This is a genomic window from Nonomuraea cavernae (assembly GCF_014646355.1).
GTDB lineage: Bacteria > Actinomycetota > Actinomycetes > Streptosporangiales > Streptosporangiaceae > Nonomuraea > Nonomuraea cavernae.
The window spans coordinates 17,740-36,879 of the sequence record NZ_BMNH01000031.1; the positions used below are offsets into that span (position 1 = coordinate 17,740).

Genomic DNA, 19,140 nt, shown 5'->3' on the forward strand with positions numbered 1-19,140 from the left:
TGCCCAATGGACGGGCGGGTCTCGGCATCCGGGACGCGCGGCTACGCTCGGGGTGTGGAGGCTCACTATCCCGCCCACTGGGAGGCCGACGTCGTCCTCGCCGACGGCGGCACCGCGCACGTTCGTCCGATCAGGCCCGCCGACGCCGACCGTCTGCGCGCCTTCTACTCCCGGTTGTCCGAGGAGACGATCTACTTCCGCTTCTTCGGGCCGAGGCCGAGGCTGTCCGACCGGGAAGTGGCCTGGTTCACCAACGTCGACTACGTCGACCGGGTCGCGTTGATCACCACCATCGGCACCGAGATGGTGGCCGTCATCCGCTACGACAGGACCGGGCCGGGCGAGGCCGAGGTGGCCTTCCTGGTCGAGGACGCCCACCAGGGCAGGGGAGTGGCCTCGGTGCTGCTCGAGCACCTGGCCGCCACCGCCCGCGAGCACGGCATCGAGCGGTTCGTCGCCGACGTGCTGCCCGCCAACATGAAGATGATGGGCGTGCTGCGCCAGGCCGGTTACACCGCCGAGAGCCGGTTCGCCGACGGCGTGGTCCGCATGACGCTCGACCTCACCCCGACCGACGTCTCCGCCGAGGTGACGACCTCGCGCGAGCACCGCGCGGAGGCCAGGTCCATCGCCCGGCTGCTCGCACCCGGCTCCGTCGCGGTGATCGGCGCCTCGCGCGAGCCGGGCGGCATCGGCCAGACCGTGCTGCGCAACCTGCTGGCCGCCGACTTCACCGGACCCGTCTATCCGGTCCACCGCGAGGTGCGGGCCGTGGCCGGGGTGCGCGCCTACCCGAGCGTCACGGCCATCGACGACGAGGTCGACCTCGCCGTGGTGGCGGTGCCCGCCGGGAGCGTCGCCGACGTGGTCAAGGAATGCGCCGAGAAGGGCGTGCACGGGCTGGTCGTGGTGTCGTCGGGGTTCGGCGAGACCGGCGCCGAGGGCCGGGCCCGGCAGGACGAGCTCGCCGGCATCGCCCGCGCCTACGGCCTGCGCATGGTGGGGCCCAACTGCCTGGGCATCGCCAACACCGACCCCGCCGTCAAGCTCAACGCCACGCTCGCCGCCACCGTCCCCGGCCGGGGACGCGTCGGTTTCTTCAGCCAGTCGGGCGCGCTCGGCACCGCGCTGCTCCAGCGGGTGGCCCAGCGTGGCATGGGCATCTCGTCGTTCGTCTCGGCCGGCAACCGGGCCGACGTGTCGGGCAACGACCTGCTGCAGTACTGGGAGGAGGACACCTCGACCGAGGTGATCCTGCTCTACCTCGAATCGCTGGGCAATCCGCGCAAGTTCGCCCGGCTGGCCAGGCGGATCGCCCGCGCCAAGCCGATCGTGGTGGTCAAGAGCGGTGGCACCCCCACCGGTCACTCCGCCCGGGAGCTCGGGCTGCCCGACACCGCGATCAGCTCCCTGTTCGAGCAGGCCGGGCTGATCCGGGTGGACGACCTCATCCAGCTGTTCGACGTGGGCCAACTGCTCGCCTTCCAGCCGCTGCCCGCCGGTCCCCGGGTCGGGCTGGTGACCAACTCCGACGCGCTCGGGCTGCTGGCCGCCGACGCCTGCGCCTCCGCCGGGCTGTCGCCGGGCACCCCGGCCAACCTCGGCCCGCGGGCCGGGGCGGCGGAGTTCGGGGCGGCCCTGGCCGAGCAACTGGCCTCCGACTCGGTCGACTCGGCGGTCGTCATCTACATGCCGCCCCTGCCCGGCGACTCCGACGACGTGGCGGCCGAGCTGCTGCGCGTGTCGGAGGCAACGGGCAAGCCGGTGCTGGCCACCTTCGAGGGGCACAACGGCATGCACCCCTCACTCAGCGTGGGCGCCACCCCCGGCCGGGGCTCGATCCCGTCCTACCCCGCGCCGGAGGAGGCCGTCAGGGCACTGGCCCACGTGGTGCGCTACGCCTCGTGGCGCTCGCATCCCGTGCTGGCGCCGCCCCCGCTGGACGACATCGACACCGACGGCGCCCGCGACCTGGTCCGCCAGACCCTCGCCGCCGCCGCGGCCGAGCCCGCTTCCGCCGGCTCGGCCTCCGGAGGGGAGACGTCGCGGGCGCTGGGCTCCTTCGCCGAGCCGGGGCCACCCGTGGAGGTCGACGCCGCCGAGCTGCTCTCCCGCTACGGTCTCAGCGTGTGGCCCGCCGAGGTGGTGGGCTCGCCCGAGGAGGCGGTCGAGGCGGCGGGCCGGTTCGGCTGGCCCGTCGTGCTCAAGGCCGCCGGCCCCGAGGCCGCCGGCCGGGCGGGCACCGTGCGACTGGGCCTGGCCACGCCCGACGGCGTCCGGCACGCCTACGCCGAGCTCACCGAGCAGCTCGGCGCCGGCACCGAGCTGGCCGTGCAGCGCATGGCGCCCCAGCCTGCCGTTCCCACGGTGGTCGGCGTCGTCGAGGACCCCGCGTTCGGGCCGGTCGTCTCGTTCGGGCTCGGCGAGGTGACCGCGCGCCTGCTGCTCGACCAGGGGTTCCGGCTCGCGCCGCTGACGATGGAGGACGCCGGCGCCCTCGTGCGTTCCGTCCGGGCGGCCCCGCTCCTGTTCGGCGAGTACGGCTACCCGCCCGTGGCCGTCGACGCCCTGGAGGACCTCCTCGTACGCGTCGGGCGGATGGCCTCCGACCTGCCCGAGATGGCGCGGCTGGAGCTCGACCAGGTGCTGGTGGGCGAGGCGGGTGTGATCATCCTCGGCGCCCGGGCCACCCTGCGGACACCACCCGGCCCCCGCCTGGACGGTGGCCCGCGCCGGCTGGCCTGACCGGGCGGCCCGGGACACCGGCGACCATCCCGACCATCCCCGACCATCCCCGACGCCGCCGGGAACCCCGGCAATCTTCAACTCCGGATATCGCGATGAGCAGATAAAAGACGTTATAGAGCGTTATGCACGAGGGGTGAGGGCACTGCGCGCTCCTGGCAGGATGGACCCATGAGGGAAACCCGAGTCTCAGCCGCGGGCCTGCGTGAAGCGATCGAACGCAGCGGCTACTACCCCGACCTCGTCACCGATGCGGTCGAGTCCGCGCTGGGCAAGGAGGCAGTGACCGCATTCGTGGTGCACCACGAGGCCACGTTCGACCCGGCCATGGAGGTGCGCAGGCACGTCACGGTCCTGGTGCTGTCGGCCACGAGGCTGCTGGTCTGCCACACCGACGAGCACCCGGCGGTCGAGGGCGTCTCGACCTCCTACGCCTCCACCACCACCGAGGCCGTCCGCCTGAGCCGGGTCCAGTCGGTCGCGGTCACCCGCGTCGTCCCAGACCCGGCCGCCTACGCGCCGGGCGTCCCTCCCACGGAGGTCACGCTCACCATCGGCTGGGGCGCCATCTCCCACGTCGACCTCGAGCCGGCCACCTGCGGCGACGAAAACTGTGAGGCCGACCACGGCTACACCGGCGCCATCACCGCCGACGACCTGTCCCTGCGGGTCAGCGAGGCCGCCGACGGCCCCGAAGCGGTCACCCACGTCCTCGCCTTCGCCAAGGCGCTGTCCGAGGCCACCGCCCGCGCCGCCACCTGACCGGCGCGACCACGAGCCGGCGCCACCCCCTCATGGCTCCGGCGCGACCAGGGGCGCGGCTAAGCTCGGAGAATGGTCGAGAACACGCCCCTGATTCCGGCGTACGGCGGGTCGTCCCTGGCTGATCTGCCCCGGTCCTTACTCGCCGCGCTGGGCCTCGACGAGCACAACGTGCTCGGCATCGAGCCTGCCCGGAGCATCTGCCTGTTCCTCGTCGACGGCCTCGGAGCCGAGCTGCTGCGCGCCCACGCCGACGTGGCGCCGTTCCTCGCCGCCGCCGGCCGCACCACGCTCACCGCGGGCTTCCCGGCCACGACGGTCACCAGCCTGGGGTCGCTCGGCACCGGCCTGACGCCGGGCGAGCACGGGATGATGGGGCTCATGCTGGCCGTTCCCGGCACCGGCCATCTCTTCAACTGCCTGCGCTGGACGTTGCCCGACAAGATGGTCATGGACCCTCTCGCATGGCAGCCCGCCACCACCGTCTTCCAGCGCGCCGCGGCGGCCGGGATCACGGCGAGCTACGTGGCCCCGTCCGCGTTCGAGGACAGCGGACTGACCAAGGCCGTCCACAGAGGCGTGCGCTTCCTGGGCGCCGACCCCATCGAGGAGCGCGTCGCCAGGGTGCGCGAGGCGCTCCACGAGGCGCCCGCGTACGTCGTCGTCTACTACGGCGATCTCGACGCCGTCGGCCACATGACCGGCTGGGGCAGCGACGCATGGCTGACGCAGCTCGCGATCGTCGACCAGATGGCCGAGCGGCTCGCGCAGACGCTGCCCGGCGGCTCCGCTCTCTACGTCACCGCCGATCACGGCATGGTCAACGCCTCCGACAAGATCGAGGTGGATGCCGAGCCCGCGCTGACGCGAGGGGTCGCCCTGCTGGGAGGCGAGGCCAGGGCCCGCCACATCTACACCGAGGAGGGCGCCGCCGGCGAGGTGCTCGACGCCTGGCGCGAGACGCTGGCCGGCCGGGCCTGGGTGGTGTCCAGGCAGGAGGCCGTCGAGTCCGGCTGGTTCGGGCCGACGGTGCGGGCCGAATGGCTGCCGCGCATCGGCGACGTCCTGGCCGTCCCCTACACCGACCTCGCCCTCACCGCTCCCACCGTCCACAAGATCGAGGCGGTGTTCACCGGCTACCACGGCTCGATGACCGCCGCCGAGCAGTACGTTCCGCTGCTGGAGGTATCAACCCGATGAGCCCGCTGATCACACCCGCCGACCTCGACGCGCTTCGCGACGCCACCGTGCTCGACGTGCGCTGGCGCCTCGGCGGCCCGCCGGGGATCGACCTCTACCGGGAGGGGCACCTGCCCGGGGCCGCCTACTGCGACCTCGACACCGACCTCGCCGCCCCGCCCGGCGAGGAGGGCCGCCACCCGTTGCCCTCGGCCTCCGGTTTCGAGGCCGCCATGCGGCGGCTCGGTGTCGACGACGACCGGCCCATGGTGGTCTATGACGACGCGGGCTCCACCGTCGCCGCCAGAGCCTGGTGGACGCTGCGCTACTTCGGCCACCAGGACGTACGCGTGCTCGACGGCGGTCTGACCGCCTGGACCGAGGCCGGCCTGCCGACGGTCAAGGAGGCCCCCGAGATCGTCCCGGGCGGTTTCACCGCGAAGCCGGGCGCGATGCCGGTGCTGACCGCCGACCAGGCGGGAGCGCTCGCCGGTGACGGTGTGCTGCTCGACGCCCGGGCCGCGGCCCGCTACCGCGGCGAGGTCGAGCCGGTCGACCCGCTCGCCGGTCACATCCCGGGAGCCGTCTGCGCGCCGGCCACCGACAACCTCGGCGCCGGCGGCAGGTTCCTGCCGCCCGGCGAGCTGCGGGCGCGCTTCGGGGAGCTCGGCGTGCGTGCGGGCGTGGCGGCCGGGGCCTACTGCGGGTCGGGGGTGACCGCCGCCCACCACGTGCTGGCGCTGGAGGTGGCGGGCCTGTCCGGCTCCCTCTACGTGGGTTCGTGGTCCAACTGGGTCGCCGACCCGGGCAGACCGGTCGCGACCGGCTGATCGCCCGCGCCGAAACAGGCGAAGCCCAGCACCCCCGTCTTGGCCGCCGCCGAGGCCAGGGCCGAGGCGGGCGGGCAGCCTGTGGCGAGCAGTTCGTGGAACAACGTCATCACGGCCAGCGCGTCCTCGTCGCGCACCGGCACCATCCCGGCGACCACGCAGGTCGTGCCCCTGGCCAGGAACGTGCCGGCCAGCCCGAGCGGCGCGCCCTCGGCCGGGGTGCGGGCCATGCCCGAGTCGCACGCCGACAACACCACCAGCCTGGCCGTACGCGCGAGCCCGAGCAGGTCGTAGGCCATGAGCGGGCCGTCCTCAAGCGTGATGGCCGACAGCAGCGGGCTGCGCGCGTGGAACACGCCGTGCGCCGCAAGGTGCAGCACGTCGGCCGTGACCAGCGCGTCCAGGACGGCGCCGGTGCGCCCGGCCACCTGCCGGCCGCGAGGATGGAGAGCGAGCACCCGGCCGACCTCGGCCCCGGCGTGGGCGAGCCCCGGCCCGGCGGCCGCGGCCACCAGGGGCGGCCAGGACGGGACGGGCCCGCGGCGCCGGGCCGCGAGCCACGCGGTCGCCCCGGCGGCCACGCTCACGGGGCGTTCGCGCAGACACGGCAGCGCGCCCCAGGGCAGCGTGTGCAGCACTCCGGCGGGTACGACCACCATCGGCCGGTCGCCCAGCTCGGCCTCGATCGGCCCGAACAACAGCCGTTCGAGCTCCTCCGCCGCCGGCCCGACCAGCCCGCCTCCGGTCCCGCAGTCGCCCAGGCTGCTTCTGCGCAGGGCGTAACGCAGCTGGATGAGCGCCTCCGTGATCGGCCCCAGGTCACCGAGCCGCCGCAGCGCCATCCGCTCGCCGGTGATCACCACCGCCAGCAGCGACCTGCCCTCGACGACGAACTCGACCAGCGCCCCCGAATCCAGCGCGGCCCGCACCTGGTCGGGGTCGGCCGTGCCCCCAGGGTGCGCGGGAGCCGCCACCGCCCGCCAGCGCTCGGCCCAGCCGAACACCTCGGCGGGCGACCCGTCGCGCACCGCCAGGCTCAGCCCGAACGCCGCCAGCCGCTCGCCGGCCCGCGCCGCGTGCGCCCGCAGTGCCGGGTCGTCGAACGCGTCCATCTGACTGCCCACCTCGGCCAGCCCGACACGCACCTCGCGGAGCGCGCCCGGGACGTCCTCCCGCAGCGATGCCTCCAGCGCGAGCGCGTGCCGGCGCACCGGCGCCGGGATCTGCGAGGCCCGCGCGAGGTGTCCGGCCTGCGCCTCGGAGGACAGGGTGATCAGCCGGGTGCCCTCGGGCACCCGCGGCGCGTCGGGGATCGCGTGCGCGGTCAGGTGAGCCAGCTGGTCGCGGGCCAGCGGGTGGTCGTCCAGCGCCAGGGCCGTCTCGGCGGCCACGAGCCGGAGGGCGCCCGCGCCCACCGCCAGGGCCGAGCCGGTTTCGAGCTCGTCGGCGCAGTCCACCAGGTCGCCCAGCAGCCGGGGAGTGGGACCTTCGAGCATCAGCCGGGCCCGCAGGGTCACCTCCCTGACCAGGGGCAGCCACGCCTCGCGGTCCTGCGCGGCCAGCTCCAGCTCGGCCCGCGCCGCCACGGTCAGGGCCCGGCGCGCGTCGCCGGTCAGCAGCTCGACCTGAGCGAGCTTGAGCCGCGCCTCCGCCAGCGCCACCAGGGCGCCGGACGCCTCCAGATCGGGCACGGCCATGGTGAGCAGCTCCCTGGCCTCGCCCGGGAGGTGGGCGGCCAGCAACGCACCGGCGAAGTCGGCCCGCATCGTCGCCAGGCGCTCGGGGTAGCCGAACAACGTGTCCTCGGCCGCCCGGTAGTGGCCGAACGCGCCCGCGAGGTCGCCTCGCCGTACCGCGAGGAACGGCAGGTTGGCCGACGCCAGGCGGACCAGGTGGTCGAGCCCGGCGTGCCGGGCGATCTGCAGGCAGGCGGTGATGTCGCGTGCGGCCGACTCCCAGTCGCCACGGTAGGCGTGGACCAGGCCGCGGTTGAGCAGCCCGCCGGCGAGGAACCTGCGGTCGTCGATCGTGCCGGGGGCGGCGACCAGCGCCTGCAGGGCGCGATCGCAGGAGGCGATGGCCTCCTGGTAGCGGCCCAGATGAGCGAGCGCCACGGCGCGCTGCGTGTCGAGCTTGGCCCGGTCGAGGGGCGAGAGGTAGGCCCAGGCCAGCGCGGCGATCCGGAGCGCCTGCAGGGGATGACCGCGTTCGGTGCGGACCGTCACCAGGGAGAGCCGCGCCTGCGCGAGGCGTTCGCGGGGCGCCTGAGGTGTCGCGATGGCCCGGCGCAGATGCCGCTCGGCGGCCTGGAGGTCGCCCAGCTCTCGGGCGCCGAGGGCCATCGCCCTGAGGGCGACCACGGCCGCCTCCACGTCGCCGCAGGACTCGGCCGCGGACAGCACGGTGCGACCGGCGTGCAGCGCCTGCTCGGGATCCACGATGGAACGCAGCACCGCCGCCTCGGCGGCCAGGACCAGCGGCTTGGCGTCGCCGGTCGCCTCGGCCGGAGGCGGCGAATGCGGGGGGCGGTCAGGAGCAGGGGGGCGCCGTCCGGAGACGGCGCCGGATCCCCTGCCGCTGTTCTTCGTCATGGGCGGATGCGCACCCACCGGGTTTGGACCGGCGCGTGGCCAGGACGATGGCACACCACGCTGAGCCAGCCCGGAGGCAGGCCGGTGGCCGCGAACTGGCCGGTGCGCGCGAGACGCCTCGTGAGCGTCAGATGGGGGGTCCGGACATCGACGTGGGTGCCCTCTCCCGGATGCGGGACGATCTGCCCCGCCACGTCGATGAGCCCGTCGCCCACCGTCACCTCCAGGTCGAAGGTGAGGCCGGCCGCGACGAAGCGGACCAGTTGGCAACCGTCGATGCCGCGTACGCCGTGGGGCGCGGCGCACTCGGCAGGCGCGGCGGTCACCGCTTGAGGAACCCGTAGCCCATAGGCATCGCGTGCGGCAGCGGAAACATGCCCGGGCATCGGGTCGTTCCCGGCGGCGAGCCGGAGCGCCGCCAGGAAGTACTCGTCGTTGATCATTGCACCGTCTCCTGTGATGAGATCAGGGTGCGCAGCTTTTCCAGGCACCGCGTTCTGGTTGGGCCCACGCTGCCAAGGGGCACGCCCAGACGCAGTGCAACCTGCTGGTATCCAAGATCCGTCGCGACCAGCTGGAGCAGTGTGCGGCATGGCTCGTGCAGGGTGGAGACCGTCCTCCAGAGGATGCGGCTGCTGTCGGCCTCCAGAACGGCCGCCGCTGGATCAGAGTCGAGTGCGACGTCGAAGAAAGGCGCTCGGGGGAGCTCCTTCCTGAGGATCAGAAGCGCTTCGCGGCGGGTGGTCGTCGCCAGCCACGCGCCAACGCCTGATGGTTCTCTGATGTCATGGAGGTGTTCGAGCAGACGCAGCCATGCTCCCTGGACCGCGTCCGCCGCATCGGCCTCGGTCAGCCCGCACACCCGGGCGACTGCCCACATGCGCGGCCCGAACCTCGACTCGAGCTCATCCCAGGCCGTCTGGTCGTCGTCGGCCGCTGCCTTGAGCAACTCCGCCGGATCGCGTGGCTCCTGCATGCGGCCTCCTCCGCCCGGGCTCACCAGGAGGCCACGCTGCCTCCCCGTGATCAGCCAAGGACTGAGCGTAAACTCTACAGACTCGACGGGACGAGAACCCCCAGATCGGCAATTTGCCGGGCCCCCTCGAGGGCGAGCACCCGCGCCGCCGCCTCGCGTACCGGCCGTTCCCTCGCCGCGTCGGCGATGGCACCCGCGACCAGGGCGGTAGCGAAGGACGTGCCGTTCCACGCGGCGTAGCCGGCGAACTCGTCGCGCTCCAGAAAACTGCTGGTCAGCCAGGTGCCACGGGCACACGCGTCGACCCATGAGCCGTACGCGGAGAAGGGGGCGCGGCGTTCCTCGCTCTCGTCGACCGCGCCCACCGCGACGACGCCCGGCAGCGCCGCCGGCCAGAACGGGCGGTCGCTCGCGGTGTTGCCCGCGCAGGCGACCGCGACCGTGTCGGGCAGCGCGCCGAGCGCGTCGGCGAGCAGGGGAGGCGGGCGGTCGTCGAAGGTGTGGCCGCCGAACGACAGGTTGAGCACCTGGGGCGGGTCCTCCCGCATCCGGTGCAGCGCCCGCACCACGCCGGCCTCGTCGCCCAGCCCCTGCCCGTCGAGGACCCCGCGGACGGTGAGCGACACGCCCGGCGCCCGCCGCACCAGGATGCCGGCCAGGAAGGTCCCGTGGCCGGCCTGCTCACCCGGTGGCACCTCCTCGCCCACCTCGCGAAACCAGTCGCTGCCCGTCCACCACGGGTGGGGGGCGACGGGGGTGTCGAGCAGTCCCACGACCACGGGCGAGTGGTCCCGGCCCGGCCGGTGGTGGACGCGCGGGACGGGGAACGGCCGGGAGGCCGGCCCGCCGAAGAAGAGCGGCTGGGCGGCGAGGACATGGTTGGGCGAGGCGCGGAAACCCTGTTCGCGCAGGTCTCTGGCGAGCTCGCAGACGTCGGCCCCGGCCGTCAGCTGGATCACGCACACGCCGTCGGCCTCGGAGACGGCCTGGGTCCAGCGTGACGCGGCGGACAGGGCGCCACGGTCGGTCAGCAGCTGGCCCGGCCGGATGAACGCGGCGCCGGCAGGTTCGATGTCCATGAGCGGGTATCTATCCGCGCCCGGGCCGGTGTCACGCGTCACAGCCGCAACAACTTGGTATGGCCCCCCTCTGGTGTCCGATTGCGACCGACGGTAGTCTCTCCCTAGTCACTTGTGATCATCCCAGGACGAGGCCGTTGGGGAAGGCGCACCTCGTACCGATCGGGAGGTCCGGTGTCTGCTCGTGGCGTGATCTACGTCCACTCGGCTCAGCCCGCGCTGTGCCCTCATATCGAATGGGCGGTCGCGGGTGTTCTTGGCGTACCCGTGGACCTGACGTGGACGCCGCAACCCGCCGCGCCCAACGTGGTGCGAGCGCAGGCGGAGTGGGAGGGCCGGCCCGGTGTCGCGGCGGCCATCACCTCTTCCCTCATGGGGTGGCAGCGCATCCGCTTCGAGATCACCGAGGACGCCTCGTCGGGGGTCGACGGGTCCCGTCACGCCTATACGCCGACGCTCGGCGCCTTCAGCGCGGTCATCGGGGCGGCGGGCGACATCATGGTGCCCGAAGACCGGCTCCGCACGGCGATGCTGATGGCCGCCCAGGGCCGGTGCGTGCTGGAGGACGAGCTCGACAAACTGCTCGGCAAGCCCTGGGACGAGGAGCTGGAGCCGTTCCGCTACGCGGGCGACGGCGCGCCGGTCCGCTGGCTGCACGCCGCCGTCTGACCTCTTCCCGGCCTCCTGACAACCGCCGAGAGCGGACAGCCGTCGATCGGACAGCCGTCGATCGGACAGCCGTCGATCGGACGGCTGCCAATGGGACGGCTGTCAATCGGACAGCGAAAGGGTCCCGCACCTGATTTCGGTGCGGGACCCTTTCGGCAGCTCTTACAGCGGGATGTTGCCGTGGGCGCCCCTCGCGGGGGTGGCCTGGGCGAGCACCTTGGCGATCGCGCCGCGCGTCTCGCGCGGGTCGAGGACCTCGTCGATCACGCCCAGCTCCTGTGCCCGGCTGAGCCCGCCGGCCAGCTTCTCGTGCTCGCGGGCCAGCCGCTGCTCCAGCTCGGCCCGCTCCTCCTCGGGCGCCGCCGCCAGCTCGCGCCGCTTGAGGATGCGCACCGCGGCGACCGCGCCCATGACGGCGATCTCGGTCGTCGGCCAGGCGAACACCTTGGTGGCGCCCAGCGCGCGGGAGTTCATCGCGATGTACGCCCCGCCGTAGGCCTTGCGCGTGACCAGCGTGACCCGCGGCACCGACGCCTCGGCGAACGCGTGCAGCAGCTTGGCGCCGCGCCGGACCACGCCGTCGTGCTCCTGGCCGACCCCGGGCAGATAACCCGGAACGTCCACGAGGACAACCAATGGCACACCGAACGCGTCACACATACGTACGAAGCGAGCGGCTTTCTCGGCGGACGTGGCGTCGAGGCAGCCGCCGAGCCGCATCGGGTTGTTGGCGATCACACCGACCGTCCGGCCACCGAGGCGGCCGAGCGACGTGACGATGTTCGGCGCCCACTTGGGGTGCAGCTCGATGCCCGGCTCGTCGAGCAGGCCGTTGACCAGCGGCTTGACGTCGTAGGCGCGGCGGGCTGACTCCGGCAGCAGGCTGGAGAAGTCGATCTCGCCGATGTCGGAGGCCCGCACCCGGCCCTGGTGGCCGAGCAGCGAGGCCAGCTGGCGTGCCCGCAGCAGCGCCTCGGTCTCGGTCTTGGTGACGACGTGCACGACGCCGCTGCGCTTGCTGTGCGGCTCGGGGCCGCCCAGGGCCGCGCTGGAGACGTCCTCGCCGGTCACGCTGCGGACCACGTCGGGGCCGGTGACGAAGATGCGGCCGGAGTCGGCCAGGATCACCAGGTCGGTGAGCGCCGGACCGTAGGCGGCGCCACCGGCGGCGGCGCCGACGACCACCGAGATCTGCGGCACCACGCCGGACGCCTTGGTCATCGCGGCGAAGACCCGGCCGACGGCGTGCAGCGACTCGACGCCTTCGGCGAGTCGCGCACCGCCGGAGTGCCAGATCCCGATGACCGGCACCCGTTCGCGGACGGCCACGTCGTAGGCGTGCACGATGTGCTCGCAGCCCTCGCTGCCCATCGCGCCGCCCTGGAAGCGGGCGTCACTGCAGAACGCGACGACGGGAACACCCTCGACGCGGCCCATGGCGGCGAGTGCGCCGCTCTTGTCCTCAGGAGTGATCAGCCTCAGCGAGCCCTCGTCGAGCAGCGCGGACAGACGTACGACGGGGTCTCGGGGATCCGCGGGCTCCTGATCGGAGCCGGACGTCACCACCCGGTTGTCGAGCACGGTCATTCAGGCTCCCTTAAAGACGACGGTCGCGTTGTGGCCGCCGAATCCGAACGAGTTGTTCACCGCGGCGATGTCGCCTTCGGGCAGCCTGCGGTTGGCGCCGTAGACGAGATCCACCTCGATGCCGTCGTCGAGGTTGTCCAGGTTGATGGTGGCGGGCACGATCCGGTCGTGCAGCGCCTTGATCGTGAAGACCGACTCGATGCCGCCCGCGCCGCCCAGCAGGTGGCCGGTCATGGACTTGGTCGAGGTGACCAGGGGATGGGTGCCGATGGCCTTGGCGACCGCCTGGACCTCGATGACGTCCCCGGCGGGGGTCGAGGTGGCGTGCGCGTTGACGTGCTTGACGTCGAGGCCGGTGATGTCGGCGTCGTTGAGCGCCTGGGTCATCGCCATGATGATGCCCCGGCCCTCGGGCTCGGGCTGGGTGATGTGGTGCGAGTCGGCGGAGTAGCCGACGCCAGAGGCGTAGGCGTAGACGCGCGCGCCGCGCGCCCTGGCGAACTCCTCGGACTCCAGCACGATGATGCCGGCGCCCTCGCCGAGCACGAACCCGTCACGGTCGCGGTCCCACGGCCTGGACGCCCCGGCGGGGTCGTCGTTGCGGGTCGACATGGCGCGCGCGGCCGCGAAGGCGGCCACGTTGAGCCCGTGGATCGCGGCCTCGGTGCCGCCGGCGACGACGACGTCGGCACGGCCCGACCTGATCATGTCCATCGCGTAGCCGATGGCCTCGGCGCCGGAGGCGCAGGCGGACACGGTCGCGTGCACGCCGGCCTGGGCGCCGCGGTCGAGCCCGATCCAGGCGGCCGGGCCGTTGGGCATGAGCATCGGCACCGTGAAGGGCGAGAGCCGGTTCCAGCCCCGCTCCTTGTAGGTGTCGTAGGCGGACAGGGTGGTGTTGATGCCGCCGATGCCGCTGGACACCACGACGCCGAGGCGCTCGGGCGCCACCTCAGGGGCGCCCGCGTCCTGCCACGCCTCGCGCGCCGCGACCATCGCGAACTGCTCGCTGCGGTCGAGGCGGCGGGCTTCCGGCCGGGGCAGCACCTCGGCCGGGTCGACGGCGGCCGTCCCCGCGAACTTCACGGGGACGGTGTCGACCCAGTCCTCGGTGATGGTCGTGACGCCCGACTGACCGGCGAGGAGCGCCGACCAGGTCGAGGTGACGTCTCCACCGACGGGCGTCGTCGCGCCGAGCCCGGTGACGACGACACGTACCCGGTTCGCACTCACGTTTTCGCGCTCCTTGTCGATCAGGGGTGTGACTTCAGTGCTGGATGAAGGTGAGGACGTCCTTGACCGTCTTGAGGTTCTTGAGCTGGTCGTCGGGAATCTCGACGCCGAACTCGTCCTGGGCGGCCACGGCGATCTCGACCATGGACAGAGAGTCGATGTCGAGGTCGTCCACGAAGCTCTTCTCGGGGGTCACCTCGCTCGCCGGAATGCCGGTGATCTCGTTGATGATCTTGCCGAGGCCCTCGAGGATCTCCTGCTCGGTGGCAGCCATGTCGGTGGTTCTCCTTTGGATTTCTGCTGGATTCTGTACGGCTCCAGCCGTACAAGCTGTGGTGGATACGGCCGGAGCCGCAATGGATCCTATGGAATCTCGATGACTTGACCCGCATAGGTGAGGCCGGCGCCGAAGCCCAGGATCAGCGCTAGCTGCCCCGAACGAACCTCGCCACGCTCCAGCATGCGCGAGAGCGCGAGCGGGATGGACGCGGCGGAGGTGTTGCCGGCGGTGACGATGTCGCGGGCCACGACGGCGTTGTCGGCGCCGATCTTGCGCGCGATCGCCTCGATGATCCGCAGGTTGGCCTGGTGCGGGACGAACGCCGCCAACTCGGACGGGTCGACTCCGGCACGCTCACAGGCCTCCTTGGCGATCGGGTGCAGGGCGGTGGTCGCCCAGCGGAACACGGTCTGGCCTTCCTGGTGCAGGAAGGTGTCGCGCTCGTTGATGATGATCGCGTCGGACTTGTCGCCCGAACTGCCCCAGACTACCGGGCCGATGCCGGGGGCGTCGGCGGGGCCCACCACCGCGGCTCCGGCGCCGTCGGCGAAGATCACGGCGGTGGAGCGGTCGGTCCAGTCGATCCACTGCGACAGCTTCTCGGCCCCGATGACCAGCACGTGCTTGGCCGAACCCGCGCGGATCGCGGAGCTGGCGACGCCGAGCGCGAAGCAGAAGCCGGCGCAGGCGGCGTTGACGTCGAACGCGCCGGGCGCCGTGATGCCGAGCCGGTGGGCCACGATGGCCGAGGCGTTGGGGATCTGCGTCTCGAGCGTGCAGGTGGCGACGATGACCAGGTCGATGTCGGCGGCGGACAGCCCGCTCGCGGCCAGCGCCTTGCCGCCGGCCTGCACGGCCATGTCCTCGACGGACTCGGCCGCGCCGGCGATCTTGCGCTCCTTGATGCCGACCCGCGACTGGATCCACTCGTCGTTGGTCTCGATGGTCTTGGCCAGGTCGTCGTTGGTTACGACGTTGGCGGGCTGGTAGTGGCCGAGGGCCAGCACCTTCGCGCCCGGGGCTACGTCGGGAATTCTCACTTGATCAGCTCCCTGGCCGCGTCGAGGTCTTCGGGGTTCTTCAGAGCCACGGTCTGGATGCCCCGGAGCCCGCGCTTGGCCAGCCCGGTCAGAGTGCCGCCGGGCAGTAGCTCGATCATCGTGGTGACGCCCAGCTCGGCCATGGTGGCCATGCAGGAGTCCCACCTGACGGGATTGCGCACCTGCTTGACCAGGCGCTCGATGAGGTCGGCGCCGCCGGTGACGATCTGGCCGTCGGCGTTGGACAGCAGCCTGACCCGCGGATCGGCGGGAGTGACGGACTGGGCGGCCTCGCGCAGGTGGGCGACGGCCGGCTCCATGTGCGCCGTGTGGAACGCGCCCGCCACGGAGAGCGGGATGAGCCGGGCGCGGGCGGGAGGAGCCTCCTTGAACGCGGCGAGCTGCTCGAGTGTGCCGCCCGCGACGATCTGGCCGGCGCCGTTGATGTTGGCCGGGGTCAGCCCGTGTGCGTCGATCGAGGCCAGGACGTCGGCCTCGACGCCGCCGAGCACCGCGGTCATGCCGGTCTCGGTGATGGAGGCGGCCTTGGCCATGGACTGGGCGCGCTCGCGGACCAGGCTCAGCGCCTGCTCCGGGGTCAGCGCCCCGGACAGCGCGGCCGCGGCGAACTCGCCGACGCTGTGGCCGGCGAGCAGGTCGGGAGTGGCCCCGAGCGCTTCGGCGGAGGCCAGCGCGGCGGCCACCAGCAGAGGCTGCGCGACGGCGGTGTCGCGGATCTCGTCGGCCCCCGCGGTCGTGCCGTAGGCGATCAGGTCGAGCCCCACGACCTCGGACCAGGCGGCCAGCCGGTCCGCGAAACCGGGCAGCTCGAGCCATGGACTGAGGAATCCTGGGGTCTGGGCACCTTGGCCCGGAGCGACGAGTACAAGCACGAAGTCCACCATGCCCTGTAGAAGTTCGACACGCTGATAGGGATCCGTACGAACTTTGTCCGCACAGTTTTGTAGGAAGCCTACAATGAAGGTTTCGGGCGGGTTACGTTAGGGCGCGCCACGTTACGGCGCTCTCCGCGAGCCTGCCCAGAATGAGCCCGACCTGGAGGGTGAAGGCCGATCTGCCGTCGGTCGGCTGATAGCCGGTGAGCTCGGTGATCTTCTTGAGACGGTAGCGCACCGTGTTGGGATGCACGAACAGCAACCGCGCCGTGGCCTCCAGTGATGTGCCCTGCTCCAGATAGGTGGCCAGCGTGTCGAGCAGCGGCGTGCCGGCCAGCGGCAGGTAGACGTTCTCGATGAGCTGCTTCCTGGCGTCCTCGTCGCCGTCGAGCGCCCGCTCGGCCAGCAGGTCGTCGGCGTGCACCGGCCGGGGCGCGTCGGGCCAGCCGGACGACGCCTTGAGCCCGGCCAGCGCGGCCCGGGCGGACCGGGCGGCGGCGTGCAGGTCGGGCACCTCGGGCCCGATGACGATCGAGCCCTGGCCGAAGCGGGCCACCACCTGCCGGGCGGCGTCGTTGACGCTGCCGGCGCCGCCCACGATCACGATCAGCCGGTCGGCCTGGACTCCGGCGAGCAGGTCCATGCCGATGCGGCGGCCCTTCTCGCGCAGCCCGTCGATCACCGTGCCCGGGTCCTCGTCGGGGGCGTGACCGGCGATCACCACCACGGGGGAGGAGGTCCAGCCGAGCGCCGCGGCCCAGGAGTGCAGCCCGTCGTCCACCTCGCCGCGCACCAGCGCGTCGACGATCAGCGCCTCCAGCCGGGAGTCCCACGACCCCCTGGCCTCGGCCTCGCGCGCGTAGACGTGCGCGGCGGCGAAGGCCACGTCGCGGGTGTAGCGCAGCATGGCCTGCTGGAGCTGGTCCTCGCCGCCCGGCGCGGCCAGCTGGTCGGTCTGCGCCTCGACGACCTCGACGACGATGCGGACGATGTCGACGGTCTGCTGCAGTGAGATGGACCGCTTGAGCTCGCGCGGCGCGGTGCCGAAGAACTCGATGCTGGGAGTCGGCCGATCCTCGCCCGCGTGCTGGAACCACTCGACGAACGCGGCGATGCCCGCCTGGGCCACCAGCCCCACCCATGAGCGGTCCTCGGCGCTGAGCGCGCGGAACCACGGGAGCCGCTCGTCCATGCGGGCCATGGCCGCGGTGCCGAGCGAGCCCATGGCCCGCTCCAGCCTTCGGGTGGTGTCGGCCCGGATCCGGTCTGTCACGCCTCCTAGAGTGCCAGGTCCGGTCAGATGACCGCGACGGCCGTGATCAGGCCGATCGCCACGTGGGTGACCGCGAGCAGCCGCGCGCCCGGCTGCAGCTCGGGCTCCTTGACCAGATCGCGGACCGAGATGCCGACCACCTTGTCGAAGGCGAGCATGGCCACGGTCTGCACCACGATGCCGACCAGGCCGAAGACCGCGGTGCCCGCGAGCCCCTCGCCCAGCCGGCCGCCGGAGGACCAGATCGAGGCCGCCACGATGAGCCCCACCGCGGCGAGTGCGGAGGTGGCGAGCAGGGTGGCGTTGGGGTTGCGCTCGCTGCGGATGATCGAGCTCAGCTTGCCGGGAATGGCGAGGTCGATCACGTAGAAGCCGACTATCAGCAGGATCACGCCGACGGCGGCGTAGGCGGCGATGGCGCCCGCGCCGCGGGCGAGGGTCTCCAGCAGGGTCATGATCGCTCGATTCGGTGAGGGACGAAGGACGAGGTGTCGTCGGTGATGAGGCCGGTGGTCTCCCTGATGCCCAGCCCGGCGGCCTCGTCGGCCACCATCCAGGCGCCGAGCACGGGCCGCTGGCCGTCGAAGTCGGGCAGGGCGTCGAAGCCCTGGAAGACGTAGCCCTCCTGGCCGTAGGAGCCGGAGGTCTCCTGGGTGCCGGCGGGCGTGACGATGCGCATCGAGGCGCCCTCCCGGCCGAGCAGCGGCTTGGCGATGTAGGAGGTCAGCTCGCGCGGGCCGTCGAGGTAGGCGGGCAGCAGGCCGGGATGGCCGGGGAACAGCTCCCACAGGATCGCGAGCAGCGCCTTGTTGGACAGTAGCGCCTTCCACAGCGGCTCGATCCAGGTCGCGTGCCGCACGGCGTGTCGCCCGAACGCGTCGGCCAGCATCCACTCCCACGGATAGAGCTTGAACGCCGAGCGGATCATCTGGCCGTCGAGGTCGACGAAACGGCGGTTGAGCTCGTCCCAGCCGATGTCCTCCATGGCGATGGCGGCGGTGGTCAGCCCGGCCTGCTCGGCGGTCTCCTGGAGGTAGGCCAGGGTCATCGCCTCCTCGCCGGTCTCGTCCATGGACGTCCAGGCGAAGTGGACGGGCCCGGCGGGCAGGGACAGCTCGCCCCAGCGGTCGATGAGCCGCTCGTGGACGGAGTTCCACTGGTCGTCGTCCGGGTGCGTGTCCTTCAGCCAGAACCACTGCGCCACCGACGACTCGACCAGCGAGGTCGGCGTGTCGGCGTTGTACTCCAGCAGCTTGGCCGGCCCGGTGCCGTCGTAGCGCAGGTCGAACCGGGCGTACAGGTGGGGGTCGCGCCGCTCCCACGATCGGGCGACGTCGGCGGCGGCCCAGTCGGGGATGGCCAGGTCGGCGAAGCGGCCGGTCGAGACGATGTGATCGGCGGCCTGCAGGCACATCGCGTGCAGCTCCTCGACCTGCGCCTCCAGGGCTTCCACCTCGTCCATGGAGAAGACGTAGTGGACCGACTCGTCCCAGTAGGGGCGGTTCAGCCCCTCGGGGTGGGCCGCGCGGTGGTAGGCGATGCCCTGGCTCTCGATGATCTTGTCCCAGCCGTCCCTGGGCGCTCCGCGCTCGCGTCGCACCCGTCAGCCGCCACTGCTCGAACGGCTGCCGAAACCGCCTCGCTGGATCTCACGGCCGGCGCGCGAGGAGATGTTGACGTCGGACGGGCGCAGACTGGTGCCGCCGCGCACGCGGGTGCCGACCCGGCTGCCGCCGTAGTACCAGTGGTAGGCGCCGCGCGAGCCGACGTAGTAGTGGGAATTGCCGTCGTCGTCGTCGCAGTAGGACTCGTCGACGACCGCGTAGGAGCCGTCGGACAGCTGGTCGTTCATGTCGACGCAGTCGGCGGCGACCTCCTCGGTGTTCTGCGTGGCGGCGCAGAACCCGACCACCATGACGGAGACCACGCCGATGACGGTCAGCGTGATCACCCGCGACGACTTGGACGGTTTCGGCGGGGTCGGCCGTCCGGAAGGTCTC

The 19,140-nt window shown here is 72.5% G+C and carries 18 protein-coding genes; 5 read left to right on the forward strand and 13 right to left on the reverse strand.

Annotation, left to right across the window (positions count from 1 at the left end; translation table 11 throughout):
* Positions 1 to 54: 54 nt before the first annotated feature.
* The 4 genes from IEY82_RS32720 (at position 55) to IEY82_RS32735 (ending at position 5,516) form a co-directional block, all read left to right on the forward strand.
* Complete coding sequence (locus IEY82_RS32720) at positions 55 to 2,745, forward strand: bifunctional acetate--CoA ligase family protein/GNAT family N-acetyltransferase (protein WP_225263265.1); 2,691 nt, start codon at positions 55 to 57, stop codon at positions 2,743 to 2,745.
* Positions 2,746 to 2,916: 171 nt separating this feature from the next.
* Positions 2,917 to 3,507, forward strand: coding sequence for a DUF5998 family protein (locus tag IEY82_RS32725; protein WP_189128141.1), 591 nt, complete (start codon positions 2,917 to 2,919; stop codon positions 3,505 to 3,507).
* Positions 3,508 to 3,579: 72 nt separating this feature from the next.
* Complete coding sequence (locus tag IEY82_RS32730) at positions 3,580 to 4,707, forward strand: alkaline phosphatase family protein (RefSeq protein WP_189128142.1); 1,128 nt, start codon at positions 3,580 to 3,582, stop codon at positions 4,705 to 4,707.
* Entirely contained in the window at positions 4,704 to 5,516 is an 813-nt protein-coding gene (locus IEY82_RS32735; RefSeq protein ID WP_189128143.1) for a sulfurtransferase, read from the forward strand. Before IEY82_RS32730 ends, IEY82_RS32735 begins: the two co-directional genes overlap by 4 nt.
* Here IEY82_RS32735 and IEY82_RS32740 read toward each other — a convergent pair.
* From IEY82_RS32740 to IEY82_RS32755, 4 genes are all read right to left on the reverse strand, one after another.
* Positions 5,456 to 8,107, reverse strand: coding sequence for a CHAT domain-containing protein (locus IEY82_RS32740; protein WP_189128144.1), 2,652 nt, complete (start codon positions 8,105 to 8,107; stop codon positions 5,456 to 5,458). The two genes, IEY82_RS32735 and IEY82_RS32740, sit on opposite strands and share 61 nt — an antisense overlap.
* Positions 8,104 to 8,550 (reverse strand): hypothetical protein, encoded by a 447-nt coding sequence (locus IEY82_RS32745; RefSeq protein ID WP_189128145.1) that lies wholly within the window; start codon positions 8,548 to 8,550, stop codon positions 8,104 to 8,106. The genes IEY82_RS32740 and IEY82_RS32745 overlap by 4 nt, the downstream gene beginning before the upstream one ends.
* A complete protein-coding gene (locus IEY82_RS32750; RefSeq protein WP_189128146.1) occupies positions 8,547 to 9,083 on the reverse strand; it encodes an RNA polymerase sigma factor in 537 nt (178 codons plus the stop codon). Before IEY82_RS32750 ends, IEY82_RS32745 begins: the two co-directional genes overlap by 4 nt.
* Before the next feature lie 74 nt (positions 9,084 to 9,157).
* A complete protein-coding gene (locus IEY82_RS32755) occupies positions 9,158 to 10,162 on the reverse strand; it encodes a S8 family peptidase (RefSeq protein WP_189128147.1) in 1,005 nt (334 codons plus the stop codon).
* Between the two features lie 174 nt (positions 10,163 to 10,336).
* On the opposite strand from IEY82_RS32755, the gene IEY82_RS32760 reads away from it, so the two are divergent.
* Positions 10,337 to 10,831 (forward strand): DUF3145 domain-containing protein, encoded by a 495-nt coding sequence (locus IEY82_RS32760; protein ID WP_189128148.1) that lies wholly within the window; start codon positions 10,337 to 10,339, stop codon positions 10,829 to 10,831.
* A 162-nt stretch (positions 10,832 to 10,993) separates the two neighbouring features.
* Here the strand turns inward: IEY82_RS32760 and IEY82_RS32765 are convergent, their stop codons facing one another.
* The 9 genes from IEY82_RS32765 to IEY82_RS32805 all read right to left on the reverse strand — a co-directional run bounded on the left by IEY82_RS32765 (position 10,994) and on the right by IEY82_RS32805 (position 19,091).
* Positions 10,994 to 12,418 carry an acyl-CoA carboxylase subunit beta gene (locus tag IEY82_RS32765; protein ID WP_189128149.1) on the reverse strand — a complete coding sequence of 475 codons (1,425 nt, stop codon included), beginning with the start codon at positions 12,416 to 12,418 and terminating at the stop codon, positions 10,994 to 10,996.
* The gene (gene fabF, locus IEY82_RS32770) at positions 12,419 to 13,651 is read right to left on the reverse strand and encodes a beta-ketoacyl-ACP synthase II (RefSeq protein WP_189128150.1); all 1,233 of its coding nucleotides are present in this window, start codon (positions 13,649 to 13,651) and stop codon (positions 12,419 to 12,421) included.
* A gap of 34 nt (positions 13,652 to 13,685) precedes the next feature.
* Positions 13,686 to 13,925, reverse strand: a complete 240-nt coding sequence (locus tag IEY82_RS32775) for an acyl carrier protein (RefSeq protein ID WP_189128151.1) — start codon at positions 13,923 to 13,925, stop codon at positions 13,686 to 13,688.
* Positions 13,926 to 14,014: 89 nt separating this feature from the next.
* Positions 14,015 to 14,971 (reverse strand): beta-ketoacyl-ACP synthase III, encoded by a 957-nt coding sequence (locus tag IEY82_RS32780; RefSeq protein ID WP_189128152.1) that lies wholly within the window; start codon positions 14,969 to 14,971, stop codon positions 14,015 to 14,017.
* Entirely contained in the window at positions 14,968 to 15,864 is an 897-nt protein-coding gene (locus IEY82_RS32785) for an ACP S-malonyltransferase (RefSeq protein WP_189128153.1), read from the reverse strand. Before IEY82_RS32785 ends, IEY82_RS32780 begins: the two co-directional genes overlap by 4 nt.
* A gap of 103 nt (positions 15,865 to 15,967) precedes the next feature.
* On the reverse strand, positions 15,968 to 17,092 hold the full coding sequence (locus IEY82_RS32790) for a PucR family transcriptional regulator (protein WP_189128207.1): 1,125 nt from the start codon (positions 17,090 to 17,092) through the stop codon (positions 15,968 to 15,970).
* Positions 17,093 to 17,163: 71 nt separating this feature from the next.
* Entirely contained in the window at positions 17,164 to 17,595 is a 432-nt protein-coding gene (locus IEY82_RS32795) for a DUF350 domain-containing protein (RefSeq protein ID WP_189128154.1), read from the reverse strand.
* The gene (locus tag IEY82_RS32800; protein ID WP_189128155.1) at positions 17,592 to 18,740 is read right to left on the reverse strand and encodes a glutathionylspermidine synthase family protein; all 1,149 of its coding nucleotides are present in this window, start codon (positions 18,738 to 18,740) and stop codon (positions 17,592 to 17,594) included. Before IEY82_RS32800 ends, IEY82_RS32795 begins: the two co-directional genes overlap by 4 nt.
* A gap of 3 nt (positions 18,741 to 18,743) precedes the next feature.
* Entirely contained in the window at positions 18,744 to 19,091 is a 348-nt protein-coding gene (locus IEY82_RS32805) for a hypothetical protein (RefSeq protein WP_189128156.1), read from the reverse strand.
* Between the last annotated feature and the right edge of the window lie 49 nt (positions 19,092 to 19,140).